We start from the raw sequence: 12,516 nt of genomic DNA on the forward strand, positions 1-12,516 counted from the left end.
TGCTTGCATGGCTTTGGGCAAGGACTACGGACAGCAGGACTGCGCGCTCGCCCGCACGCTGGAACTCGTCGGCGAGCGATGGACGCTGTTGATCGTCCGGGACGCCTTCTACGGCGTGCGGCGCTACAGCGACTTCCTCGGACACCTCGACATCCCGCGCGCGGTGCTCTCCGGTCGGTTGCAGACGCTGGTCGACGCGGGTGTGCTGGATCGGCACCGCTATCAGGAATCCCCGCCGCGCGACGAGTACGTGCTCACCGAGCGTGGCATCGACCTGTGGCCGATCATCCGGGCGATGGCCCGCTGGGGCGAGCAGCATGTGCAGAACGGGGTGCCCTGCCGGATCTTCCGGCACGAGGGTTGTGGCGGGGCGGTCGACCCACACGGGGTCTGCGCGGCGTGCGGGGCGACGGTCACGCCGGCGGAGACCGAGGTGGCGCCGGGGCCGGGGGCGAACCTGCTGCGCCGGGACGATCCCGTGACCCGGGCGATGCGGCAGCCGCATCGGCTGCTGGAGCCGCTGCTGCCCTGAGGGAGTTGCCGGCGGGCAACGGGCGCTCGACGGGCCCTCGGCGGGCGCCCGGCCGCCGGTCGACGCGCACGGATGACCGCGGATGACCGCGGATCCCGCGCGGGTCGTGGGCCAGGCTCTAGGGTCGTCCTCGAACGGGTGAATATTCCTCGAGGGGGACCGATGGGCGCACGGACGGGCCTACGCGCACTCGCCGGGGTGCTGCTCCTGGGCGTGCTCTACGTCGTGCTCGCGCTGCCGCTCCTGGTCGTGGCCTTCGCCACGGGCGCGATCGTCGACCACGGGCGGTTCTTCACCTCGGGCGCTGCGGTGTTGTGGGGCCTGGGTGTGGTCGCGGTGGTCGCACTGCTGCTCGAACTCGCCGGCCCGCGCCGGTTGCCGGTCGGACTCGCCGTCGACGCGGTGGCGCAGCCGGTGTTGTGGGAGCTGGTCGAGGACGTGGCCGCCGACCTGCGAGTGCCGGTCCCGGACGGGATCGTGCTGACCGGCGGCGCGGGGTGCGAACTGCGGGTGGTGCGCCGGCCCGGGACCCTGCTGCACCGACACCTGGTCCTCGGCGGCACGCTGCCCTACGTGATGACCGGCCGCCCGCTGCGGGTGGTGATCGCGCACGCGCTGGGCCACTCCCGCCGCCGCCGACCCCCGCTGGCGGACCGCATCGCCTGCCACGGCGTGGACGCGGTGGTCGGGCTGGCCGATGCGTTCGCCGGACGGGGTGCGTCGGCCCGGATCGCGGCCGGCTACGCGGCGCTGTACCGGCGGGTGTGCGCGCCGGTGGTGGACTTCGAGGAGCGGGCCGCAGATCGGGCCGCCGCGCGCGCGTACGGCACCGAGGCGGTCGTGGACGCGCTGACCGAGCTGGCTCTGGTGCGGGCGGACTGGCGGCGGTTCCGGGACGAACTCCTGGTGCCGGGGATGGCGGCCGGGTGCGTACCGCGCGATCCGATCGCCGGCTTCCGGGCGTTTCGGGCGGAGCGGGACGAGGCCGGGAGCGAGCCGGAGCCGGCCCTGGTGACCCGGATCGAACGGCTGCGGGCGCGGCCGACGGACGGGCGGGGCACACCCGCAGGTACGGACCTGGTGGGTGGTGCGTCGGCCGAACCGAGGTTGTTGGCGCATGTGCACCCGTACCTGCTGGCCACCGACGACGACGGGCATCTCGGGCGGCGCGGGTTCGCGCCGCTGGACGGCCTGGTGAAGTTGTCCGACGAGGCGTTCCTGGGGCACCTGCTCGGATTCGGGTCGGCCCGTCGGGCGGCGGCGCTCGGGATGTCCGCGCGGCGGGCGGGCGTGGAGTATCCGGTCACCCTCGGCGGGGTGCTCGGCCTGCTCGTGGAGGGGCGGGGCGACGAACTGATCGCTCGGCACGGCGAGGACACCGCCGAGGCGCTGGCGGCCCTGCTGGAGTGCGCGTGGGTCGAGTCGGGGCGGGGCCGGATGCGGCCGAGTTGGGCCGGTACGGGCACCGTCACCGACCACGACGGCGTCGAACTGGACCTGGCCGCGGCGGCCGAGGCCGCGTTGGCGGGCGCGGCCGGGGCGCGGGCGCTGCGCGACCGGTTGCGGGCGACGGGGGTGTCGACCTACTTCGAGCCGAAGCCGCCGCTTTCGATCGCCGATGGCGAGCGCGAGACGGTGGTCGGCCACCGCTGACGGGTGACCTACGGTGGAGGCGTGAAGCAGCCCAGCGCCGAACCGACGAACACCCCGGCGGACACCACGGCAACGGCCCCGGAGCCGAGCACCGACAGCACGCCGCACACCCGGGCGCGCAGCGCTCCGAGGGCAACGGCGGGCACGAAGGCCGCTGCCGAGGCGGTCGCCGCCGGGCAGGTCGCCGGCAAGAAGGTTGCTGCCAAGAAGGTCGTAGCCAAGAAGGTCGCGGGCAAGACGATTGCGGCCAAGAAGGTGGCCGGCAAGAAGGCCGCCGGCAAGAAGGTCGTCGGGCCGCGTAAGGGCGGTGGGCGGATCGCGCCGCCGACCTACGACGTCGAGCGGGAGCTGATCGCTCGGGGCGCACGTGTGGTCGCGGGCGTGGATGAGGTCGGGCGTGGTGCGTGGGCCGGGCCGGTGTTGGTCGCCGCGGCGATCACCGACCTGTCCGTACCGCCCGCCGGCCTCACCGACTCGAAGTTGCTCACCGCGCGGCGTCGCGAGGAGGTGGCCGCCGCGGTCGATCCGTGGGTGCGGGCGTACGCGTTCGGTGCGGCCGAGCCGGAGGAGATCGACACGCTCGGCATGACCGCCGCGCTGCGGCTGGCCGCGGTGCGCGCGTTGGCCGCGCTGCCGATCCGCCCCGACACGATCGTGCTGGACGGCAAGCACGACTTCCTCGGCGCGCCGTGGGCCGTGCGCTGCGTGATCAAGGGCGACCAGTCGTGCGTCAGCGTCGCGGCGGCCTCGGTGCTCGCGAAGGTGCATCGCGACGCGATGATGGCCGGGCTCGGCGAGAAGTATCCCGAGTACGGCTTCGCGGGCAACGCCGGCTATCCGGCCCCGGTGCACCGCGCCGCGTTGGCCGAATTCGGCCCCACGCCCCACCACCGGATGTCGTGGGCGTACTGGGACGACCTGCCCGCGTGGCGGCATCTGAAGCGACCCCGCGTGGAGCCGACCGTCGACGGTCAACTCGGCCTCGACCTGGGCTGATCGGCGCCCGCCGGTGGGGTTCGCGTCTCCGAACGGTCACGTTTGCCGGGTGACGCTCGTGTCGCGCCGGGGCCGGTTGTACCGTCACGCGGGTGACTGCCTCGATTCCTCCCGGCTGGTACGAAGACCCGTCGGCTCCCGGCTCCGAGCGATGGTGGGACGGAGCGCAGTGGACCGCCTCGACCCGGGCCCGCGCGCAGGGCGAGATTCCGCCGCCGCCGAGCAGCGCCCCGCTCGGTCCGCCGCACGCCGGCTACCCCCAGGGGGGATACCCCGGCGGCTATCAGCCGATCGGGCCGCCCCCCGGCGCCGCCCGACCCGGTCGGGGCAAGGCGATCGGGCTGAGCGCGCTGGCGCTGGTCGTGGTGGGCGGACTGATCGCCGCGCTGATCGTGCTCCTGGGCGGGGACGACGACGGCGGCACGACCGTGGCCACGGACGGCACGCTCACCGACCCCACCACCGGGCTGACCGTACCCAGGTTCAAGGACTGGATCGTCCCCGACCCCGACTCCCCGGCGGACCAGGCGGTGGAGGGTCCCTGCCCGAGCAGGTCGGCGTCGCGCAGCGGCGGATCCGACGTCGAGACCCGGTTCCAGGCGGAGCGCAAGTGCTACGTGGCGGGGGTGACGCTGACCGCCCGCAAGGCCGACTCCCTGGCCGCGCTGGTCGCCGATCTGAAGAAGGACGTGAGCGGCGGCGACAAGGGCAAGGTCAAGTTGGAGAGCCTGGAGCTGGACAAGGCGATCACGGTGGACGGCCACCCGGGCTACGTCCTGCGCGGCCGGGTCTCGGGCAAGCCCGAGGACCTGGGTACGAACGCGGACTCCGCCTGGGCGCAGGCGGTGGTGATCGACGAGAAGAACGAGCGCGGCAGATACCCGTGTGTGCTGCTCAAGTTGGCGATCACCGCCGGGGCTCCGGACAAGGCGACGCTCGACACCGTCCTGAAGGGCATCCGGGTCGGCGAGCCGCAGCCCTCGGCGAGCACGTCCTGATCGTGTGTCATATCTGATGACTCGTCACCAGCGGTACGGTTACGACCGATCGGTCGCGCCGTACCCCGCACCGGTCGCGAGCGCGTACGGTGGACGCGCGCCGCAGGTCGGGCTTGCCGGGGTGCGACCGAAGGAGGCCGCACCGGGCACATCATCATTGGGGGGTGACTGTGCGCATCGGTGATCGCCTCGCATGCCCCGGCTACTCGGTGGTGGCCGTGGAGACGACGGGTTTGTCCCCACATCGACATCGCATCATCGAGATCGCGGTCGCGCAATGCGATCTCGACGGGCGCGTGACCGAGTTCTTCACGACCCTGCTCGATCCACAGGGTCCCGCCGGCGACTTCCAGGCCCACGGGCTGTTCGACGACGACGTGGTCAACGCCCCGACCTTCGCCGAGGTCGCGCCGTGGCTGGCCAACCTGTTCCGGCAGCGGGTCGTGGTCGCGCACAACGCGCGCTTCGACATCGGCTTCGTCGAGCGCGAGTTCCAGCGCCGGGGCCGGCCGACCGTGCCGCCGCTGACCACCGTATGCACCATGCGCGAGGCGCCGCACCACCTGCCGGAGGCGCCCAGGTTCACCCTGCTCGCCTGCTGCGAGGCGGCCGGGGTGCCGGTGGACGGCGGACACGGCGCGGCGGCCAAGGCGATGGGTACGGCGCGCCTGTTGGAGCACTACCTGAGTCGCGGCGCGGGCGAGGCCCGGCACTGGCAGCAGGCCCGGACCGTGGCCGCCTCGCTCAACTGGCCGCGGCGCAGCGCCGATCCGCCGCGCGTGTTCACCCGCGACGACGCGCACACGGCCCGGCGCGCCCGCGAGGAGGCCGAGCAGGTGCGCCGCCGGGACGCGGTGTCGTACCTGGAGAAGGCCCGCGCGTACGGGCCGCCGACCGGCGTGGGGGAGGGGCCCGACAGCTACCTGGCGGTGCTCGACGCGGCCCTGGAGGACCGGGTGATCACCCCGCAGGAGGCGATCGACCTCGCCGAACTCGCGGTCTCCCTGGGCATCTCCGAGGAGCAGCGCAAGGACCTGGACCGGTTGTACGTGACCGCGCTGGCCGCCTCGATGGTCGCCGCCGGGCCGATCGACCGGGAGGAACGGGCCGATCTGACCCGGGTGGCGGCGCAGTTGGGCATTCCGCGCATCGCGCTCGACGAGATCGTCGGGATGGCCCGCTCCACCGTCGAGGAGGGTCGCGGCGGGCCGCGCATCCTGGCCCGGGGGCGACCGCTCGAATCGGGTCTGCACGTGCTGTTCCACGGCTATCTCGCGGTCACCCGGGGCGAGTTGGAGCGTCGCATGGCCCGGGCGGACCTGTCCGTGGCGTCCGGCATCCACGACCGGGTGGACGTGCTCGTGGTCGCCGATCCGGACGAGTCCGCGGACCGCACCTACTGGGCCCGGCAGCGCGGCATCCGGGTGCTGATCGAGCCGGTGTTCCTGGCCCTGCTCGCGGACCTGGAGCGCGGGCGCAGCAGCGCGGCCGACGCGGCCTCCCAGGTGGCCGCCGCCTCGTTGGCGCTGGCCGTACCGGGGATGCCGCGCACCACCAGCGGCTTCCTGCTGCCCCGGCCCAGCGCGTCGGTGGCGGCCGGCGCCGGGTCGTTCACGCCGGGGCCGTACCGACCCTACGACACCCCGGTGGACGGTTCGGACGTGCTGCCCGCGGTGGCGGAGCCGACCGAGGCATTCGAGGCGACGGAGGCGTTCGGGCCGGACGCGTCGGCGGCGCCGACGGAGGCGTTCGACGTCACCGAGGCGCAGTCCGCGTCGGGCGCGCCGATGTCCGGGGCCGGGTCCGCCACCACGCCGGCGCCGGTGCCGGGGGCCGGGGCGACGCTGCCGAGCATTCCGCCGCCGCCGACCGCGGCCGATCTGCCGGTCGCGGCCGGGTCGTCGGCCGCCGAGGTGTTGGAGGCGACCGTCCCGGACGTGTTGCCGCCGCCGCCCGAGGTGCCGCCGGTGCCGGACGCGGGGCCGCGTACGCCGCCGCCCGTGCCGGGTCCGCAGACGCCGTCCGTGCCGGGTCCGCAGACGCCGCCGCACGCGGGGGCGCGTACGCCGCCGCGGCCGACGATGCCGGTGCCGCCCGGGCCGGTCCCGTCGGTGCCGCCGAAGCCCGAACACCCGGCGTCGGGCGAGGTGTCGGCGGAGTCGGCGGTCGCGGGTCCGGCGCCGACCGTGCCGCCGCGGCCGGCGATCGCGCCGCCGCGCGGGCTGACGCGGGGGCAGGCGGTCACGATCGAGGATCTGGGCCCGTTCGCGGGCACGGTGCGGATCGAGGCCGCGTGGTGGGCGCCGGCGCAGGTGGACGGCGACACGGTGGCCCTCGTCCTCGACGACGATCGGCGGGTGGCCGACGACGGCGACCTGGTGTTCTTCAACCAGCCGGTACACGCCAGCGGGGCGGTGCGGTTGGCCGGCAAACTCCAGACCGGGACCACCAACGACGTGGAACCGGGCTCGGATTCGGTCGAGATCGACGTCACCACGCTGCCCGCCGGCCGCAGTCGGGTCGTCGTCGCGCTCGCGCTGGACGCGACGAGTGGCACCACCTTCGCCCAGGTGCCGGTGACCGTCGGTATCGTCGACCCCGTGACCTGCCGTCGACTCGCCGAATTCCGGTTGAGCGGAGGCGACGAGACCGTCATGATCCTGGCCGAGGTCTATCGGCGCGGCGACTCCTGGCGCCTGCGGGCGGTCGGTCAGGGCTATGCGGAGGGGTTGGCAGCTTTGGTGATCGAGCACGGGGTGGTGGTGGACGATTGATCCGGCCGAGCTGACGGGGCATCGTAGTATGCGCCGTCGTACGCCCGGGCCACACCCCAGGAGCACCCTGGGTGGGCACGCCCCGCGCGGCTTTGATAGGACTGCCACCATGCCGCGCGTGTTCTCCGGGGAACGGGACTCCACCGATCCCTCCCCGCGTCTCCTCACCGCCGGGCATCCCGGTACCGCCACGAACGAACCGAGCCTTCCCCAGACATGACTGTGAATCCGGTGACTGCCGAAAACACCGCGGACACGACGTCCGCAGCAGAGACCCCGTCCGTGCCGCGTCCCTCCGGCGCGGTGCCCAAGCCCGGACCGCGCCCGAAGCCGAGCCCGCCCAAGCCCGCCGTGCCGCGGCAGGCGAGCGCGGGCAAGCCCGGTCCGGCCAAGCCCGGTCCCCCGAAGCCGGGTGCGGCCAAGCCCGGCCCCGACCTGTCCGCCTCGCCGACGCCGCGCGTGACGCTGATCCCCGCCGGTGCCGACGACGTCTTCGACGTCGCCGACGACGCGGTTGACGCGCTCCTGGAGGCCGGTACCGAGCCCGGCGCGATCCTGGTGCTGACCACGGGTGGGCCGCACCCGTGGCAGCAGCACGAGGAGACGTTCGGCGCCGCGCAGTACTGGCGCCAGTACGACGAGGGCAAGGACGTGTTCTACGCGTCGCTGCCGGCCTCGCGTCCGCTGCGGCGGGCCGCGGTCGTCGTCGTGGTCAACGGTTTCGCCGAGGGCGCCGACGCGGGTCGGATCCTGACCTCGGCGCTCACGGCCGGGGCGTCGGTCACGGTCTGCGGCGACGTGGAGCGGGTGCGCGCGCTCACCGGCGCCGCGTAACACGTCGTAGCACGTAGGGGGCCCGGCCGTATCCGGTCCGACCGAACTCGGGCCCCCTGCCCCGCGGATCGCCAAGGTCGGCTACGGTTCGTTGCCATGTCGGAATCGCCGTCGATCGCGCAGCTCCTTGACCGGTTCCTCAGCGACCAGGAGGACCGGCTGAAAATCCAGCAGTACCGGGCCTGTAGCACCGTCATCGACATGTTGTCGGGCTATCTCAACCGGTACGCCTACACGACCCTGATCGGGGAAGAACGCCAGGAATGGGACCGCGCCTTCTCGGCCGGTGACGACCGGGCGTTCTGCAACGTGTTCGGGGTACGCAAGTTGATCTCCGGGATCAAGCCGTTCCACGCGCAACATCTGCGCATGCGGCTGCAGAGTCCGGAGCTAGTTCAGGACCACGCGTTGACGGTCACGACCGATCTGGTCGACTGGCTCGCCGAACGTGGTCTCACCGCCTGATCACACACGTGTCCATCAGGACGCGGAGGGTCGTACCAGGGGAGTGGGCCCCGTCTCCGGCAGGTAGCGCACCTGCGGCAGTTCCGTCGCGGGGCGGGCCGGGGCGATGCCCGCTGCCCTGATCGGCGTTTTGGCGCCGGGGCCGCCGTTGCGGCCCGGGGGCAGCGCGGGGGTACGTCCGTGACGCCCGTCGGCGACCAGTTGCCAGCCGTCCTCCGCGACGATCGCGAAGGCGCCGCAGCGCAGACCGTGCAGGACGCACGCGTCGTGCAGCCCCCACATCCAGCGGCCGTCGTCCGCCGCCCAGCCGCGCCCGCCCTCGCGATGCACCGCCAACACCGTGGTGTGCGTGGGGGTGCCCCGGCGCAGGTCGTCGGGGACGATCAGGCGCAGGTTGGCCAGGATCAGATTGCGGCAGCGCCAGCCGTCGGTGCGGCCCTCGCCGAAGCCGAAGGACGCGCTGGCGACCGGCCGTTCGGAGCGATCCAAAACCGCGACCACCGCCGTGCGGGCCGCCGGCCGATGCAGATCGTGGAGCCGTTTGAGCAGTGCTCGCGGATCGCGCAGCAGGGGAATCCGGCGCGCGCGCCAGGACTCCGGGTCCAACCAGCGGGAGGGACTGGCCGGGGGCGTGCCGGTGTGGGCCGGCGCCGGGGACGCGGTTGCGGCGATGTGCACGGTCCTCCTTCCGTCCATGGCGGACAGCGGCGCACACTCCGACTACGGGCGGCTCGCGGCGGAGCGGCGCCGACGGGGCCCGCACGGGAAAGTGAAGAGAACGCCTTGTCGATTCTTGCGTGACGCCGACGAACTCGGCAACACGTACCGGTGATCATTCGCTACGTCCGTGTGACGGCACGGCGACCGGCCGGGGCTGGGCGGGCAATCGGCCCGCGTGGGGCGGACGACCGAACGGGGCGGGTCACCCCTCCATCATGAGCACCAAGGGCAACACCTGAACGGCGCCGGCGCGACGCAGCAGGCGGGCCGCCACGGTGAGCGTCCACCCCGTGTCGGTGCGGTCGTCGACCAGCAGGACCGGGGCGCCGAGGGCGGCCACCCGCTCGGCGACATCGGGCGGCAGCACGAACGCGTCGGCAACCGTACGCAGCCGCTGGGCGCTGTTGCTGCGCGGGGCGGGGCCGCCGGCGCCCGGCGCGTATTCCACCCGGCCCAGCCAGGGCAGCCGGCCGACCTCGGCCAACCGCTCGCCCAGGCTGTCGATCAGCGTGGCGCGCGTGTGCGAGGCGATGGTGACCACGCCGCCGGGTCGCCGCTGCCAGCCCCATCCGGCCAGGACCTCGACGACGGCGGCGAACACGGCGTCGGGGACGGGTCCGTCGGGCGCGCCCGGGGCCAGGATCGGACGCAGTCGGTTGCCCCAGCCGATGTCGGAGGAGCGGCCAAGGGCCCGACCCGCGGCGGCCTGCTCGCCGTCGGGGATGCGGCCCTTGAACGCGACCCCGGTGACCGCCATGCCGGTGGGCCACATCCGGCGTGCCTCCACCTCCACGCCCGGCCGGCCCAGCGCGGCGCGGGCCGCGTCGCGCGAGGCCCGATCCACCCGCGTGTCGTGGCGCGGCCCGGCGCACGTGTCGCAGCGACCGCAGGGGGCGGCGCCCGGGTCGTCCAGGCAGCGGCGCAGGAACTCCATCCGGCAGGTGCCGTCGGCCTGGTAGTCGCGCATGGACTGCTGCTCGTGCTCGCGCGCGGCGGCCACGCGCGCGTAGCGCTCGGCGTCGTAGGCCCAGGGCTGACCGGTGGTGATCCAGCCCCCGCGCACCCGCTTGACCGCGCCGTCGACGTCGAGCACCTTGAGCATCAGCTCCAGGCGGTTGCGCCGCAGTTCCACGAGGGGTTCGAGGGCCTGGGTGGACAGCGGGCGCCCGGCTCCCTCCAGCGCGGCCAGGGTGCGCTCGACCTGCTCGCGGGCGGGGAAGCCGAGCGAGCCGAAGTAGCGCCAGATCGCCTCGTCCTCCCGGCCGGGCAGCAGCAGCACGTCGGCCCGCTCCACCGCGCGCCCGGCCCGGCCGATCTGCTGGTAGTAGGCGATCGGCGACTGCGGGGCGCCCAAGTGCACGACGAAGCCCAGGTCGCCCTTGTCGAAGCCCATGCCCAGGGCCGAGGTGGCCACCAGCGCCTTGACCCGGTTGGCCAGCAGGTCGGCCTCGGCGACCCGCCGCTCGGCGTCCTCGGTGCGGCCCGAGTAGGAGGCGACCGCGTGGCCGCGCGAGCGCAGGAACGCGGTGACCTCCTCGGCGGCGGCGACGGTCAGCGTGTAGACGATCCCCGAGCCCGGCAGCTCGGGCAGGTGCGTGTCGAGCCAGGCCAGCCGCTCGACCGGATCGGGCAGCCGCAACACGCCCAGCGACAGGCTCTCCCGATCGAGCGCGCCGCGCAGGACCAACGCGTCGCCGGTCGGGTCCAGTTGCTCGGCCACGTCGGTGCTCACCCGGGCATTGGCGGTGGCGGTGGTGGCCAGGACCGGAACGCCCGCCGGCAACTCCTCCAGGAGGGTGCGCAGGCGACGGTAGTCGGGCCGGAAGTCGTGCCCCCAGTCGGAGACGCAGTGCGCCTCGTCCACCACGAGCAGCCCCGTCGTGGCGGCCAACTTGGGCAACACGGTGTCCCGAAAATCGGGATTGTTGAGCCGCTCCGGGCTGACCAGAAGCACATCCACCGTGCCGTCGGCAACCTCCGCCTGTACCGCGTCCCAATCGTCGACGTTGGCCGAGTTGATGGTGCGGGCCCGGATCCCGGCACGAGCGGCGGCATCGACCTGATTGCGCATCAACGCCAACAACGGCGAAACGATCACGGTGGGCCCCGCCCCACGAGCACGCAGCAGCGCAGTGGCCACGAAGTACACCGCCGACTTGCCCCACCCGGTGCGCTGCACCACCAGAACCCGCCGATGCCGCGCGACCAGGGCCTCCACGGCCCGCCACTGATCCTCCCGCAGCCGAGCCGCACCCCCCACGAGCTCCCGCAACACGGCATCGGCACGATCCCGCAACCCGACCCCCGGGGCGGACCCGGAGTCGGGCCGGGCGGGGTCGGTGGCGCTTGATGCGGTGGCGCTTGATGCGGTGGCGCCCGGCTCGGTGGCGCCTGGTTCGGTGCCGCCCGGCTCGGTATCGCTGGAGCCGGTATCGCTCGGGCCGGTGCCGGCGTCGTCCTGTTTCATGCCCCCTTTGTAACCCCCCACCCCGACGGAGAGGAGAGCCGGTGCACGCTTTTGTGCAGAAACGTGTCGCCTGCCCACCCACGACCCCCGCCCACCACTACCGGCCCGACCCCCTTCGATACCCGACTCGGCCGCACGTCCGCCTCACCGTGCGACGCCGGCGACCCGGCCGGGTTCGCTGCGCGACGTTGGCGCGCCGGTTTGCTCGGGGGTGGGGGACGGGCGCGCGTTGCGCTTGTGGTTGCGGGTGGCTGGTGCGGGGCTGGTCTGAGTCGGTGGTGGGTCGCCGCCGGCGTGCGGGGCTTCGAGACTTGGGGCTTGCGGCGGGGCGGGTGTGTTGGTCGGCTTAAAAGCGGCCAGCGGCGGCGGGCGGGGTGGGTGCTCGGGTTGGGTTCGCCGGGGGTGCGTTTTTGAGTGGGCCGGGTGGTTTCGGCGCGCGTTGCGCTTTGGGTTGCGGGTGGCTGGTGCGGGGCGGGTCTGAGTCGGTGGTGGGTCGCCGTCGGCGTGCGGGGCTTCGAGACTTGGGGCTTGTGGCGAGGCGGGTGTGTCGGTCGGCTTAAAAGCGGCCAGCAGCGGCGGGCGGGGTGGGTGCTCGGGTTGGGTTCGCCGGGGGTGCGTTTTTGAGTGGGCCGGGTGGTTTCGGCGCGCGGTCCGCTTTGGGTTGCGGGCGGCTGGTGCGGGGCCGGTCGGAGTCGGTGATGGGTCGCCGCCGGCGTGCGGGGCCCCGAGACTCCGGGCGTCCGGTGAGGCGGACGTGTTGCCAGGCGGAAAACCGGCTGGCAGCGAGGGAACGGGTGGGTGCTCGGGTCGAGTTTGCCGAGAGGCCTTCCGGGGTGGGTGGTGCGTTTGGTGGTGTGGGGGGTGGGGATCGGAACCGGATCTCGGTGGGTGCTTGTGGGCTTCGAGTCTCTGTGACCTGCGGTTTTGCGGTGTCGAGTTGGAGAGTCGGGTGTCGAGTGCCGGTTTCGTGTTCTTCGGCCTCTTCGGCGCGAGTGTGGAGACCGAATGTGCCTGGTTGGGGTTGGCTGCGGGCGCTGCGACCTCGCGGAGGCCGTTGAAGAGACCGAAAGTGCCCAG

9 protein-coding genes are annotated in these 12,516 nt (G+C 73.6%); 7 read left to right on the plus strand and 2 right to left on the minus strand.

Annotated features, from left to right (window positions below; translation table 11 throughout):
- The first annotated feature begins 7 nt into the window (after positions 1-7).
- From ACFXKZ_RS03725 to ACFXKZ_RS03755, 7 genes are all read left to right on the plus strand, one after another.
- The gene (locus ACFXKZ_RS03725; protein ID WP_379995996.1) at positions 8-532 is read left to right on the plus strand and encodes a winged helix-turn-helix transcriptional regulator; all 525 of its coding nucleotides are present in this window, start codon (positions 8-10) and stop codon (positions 530-532) included.
- Positions 533-694: 162 nt separating this feature from the next.
- Positions 695-2,185 (plus strand): hypothetical protein, encoded by a 1,491-nt coding sequence (locus ACFXKZ_RS03730; protein WP_379995998.1) that lies wholly within the window; start codon positions 695-697, stop codon positions 2,183-2,185.
- 315 nt (positions 2,186-2,500) lie between these two features.
- The gene (locus tag ACFXKZ_RS03735) at positions 2,501-3,181 is read left to right on the plus strand and encodes a ribonuclease HII (RefSeq protein WP_379997286.1); all 681 of its coding nucleotides are present in this window, start codon (positions 2,501-2,503) and stop codon (positions 3,179-3,181) included.
- A gap of 92 nt (positions 3,182-3,273) precedes the next feature.
- The gene (locus ACFXKZ_RS03740) at positions 3,274-4,179 is read left to right on the plus strand and encodes a DUF2510 domain-containing protein (RefSeq protein WP_379996000.1); all 906 of its coding nucleotides are present in this window, start codon (positions 3,274-3,276) and stop codon (positions 4,177-4,179) included.
- Between the two features lie 164 nt (positions 4,180-4,343).
- A complete protein-coding gene (locus tag ACFXKZ_RS03745) occupies positions 4,344-6,953 on the plus strand; it encodes a TerD family protein (RefSeq protein ID WP_379996002.1) in 2,610 nt (869 codons plus the stop codon).
- A gap of 231 nt (positions 6,954-7,184) precedes the next feature.
- Positions 7,185-7,787: a hypothetical protein gene (locus tag ACFXKZ_RS03750; RefSeq protein WP_379996004.1), complete on the plus strand. Its 603-nt coding sequence runs from the start codon at positions 7,185-7,187 to the stop codon at positions 7,785-7,787.
- A 96-nt stretch (positions 7,788-7,883) separates the two neighbouring features.
- A complete protein-coding gene (locus ACFXKZ_RS03755; RefSeq protein ID WP_126641566.1) occupies positions 7,884-8,252 on the plus strand; it encodes a hypothetical protein in 369 nt (122 codons plus the stop codon).
- Between the two features lie 15 nt (positions 8,253-8,267).
- Here ACFXKZ_RS03755 and ACFXKZ_RS03760 read toward each other — a convergent pair whose 3' ends face one another.
- The gene (locus tag ACFXKZ_RS03760) at positions 8,268-8,930 is read right to left on the minus strand and encodes a hypothetical protein (protein WP_379996007.1); all 663 of its coding nucleotides are present in this window, start codon (positions 8,928-8,930) and stop codon (positions 8,268-8,270) included.
- Positions 8,931-9,174: 244 nt separating this feature from the next.
- Positions 9,175-11,439, minus strand: a complete 2,265-nt coding sequence (locus tag ACFXKZ_RS03765; protein ID WP_379996009.1) for a RecQ family ATP-dependent DNA helicase — start codon at positions 11,437-11,439, stop codon at positions 9,175-9,177.
- Positions 11,440-12,516: the final 1,077 nt, after the last annotated feature.

Source organism: Embleya sp. NPDC059237 (assembly GCF_042754105.1).
Classification (GTDB): Bacteria; Actinomycetota; Actinomycetes; order Streptomycetales; family Streptomycetaceae; genus Embleya.

Excerpts from the sequence above, each read along its gene's own strand:
- ACFXKZ_RS03725 (WP_379995996.1), top strand. The coding sequence starts at position 8 with ATGGCTTTGGGCAAGGACTACGGACAGCAGGACTGCGCGCTCGCCCGC.
- ACFXKZ_RS03730 (WP_379995998.1), top strand. The coding sequence starts at position 695 with ATGGGCGCACGGACGGGCCTACGCGCACTCGCCGGGGTGCTGCTCCTG.
- ACFXKZ_RS03755 (WP_126641566.1), top strand. The coding sequence starts at position 7,884 with ATGTCGGAATCGCCGTCGATCGCGCAGCTCCTTGACCGGTTCCTCAGC.
- ACFXKZ_RS03765 (WP_379996009.1), bottom strand. The coding sequence starts at position 11,439 with ATGAAACAGGACGACGCCGGCACCGGCCCGAGCGATACCGGCTCCAGC.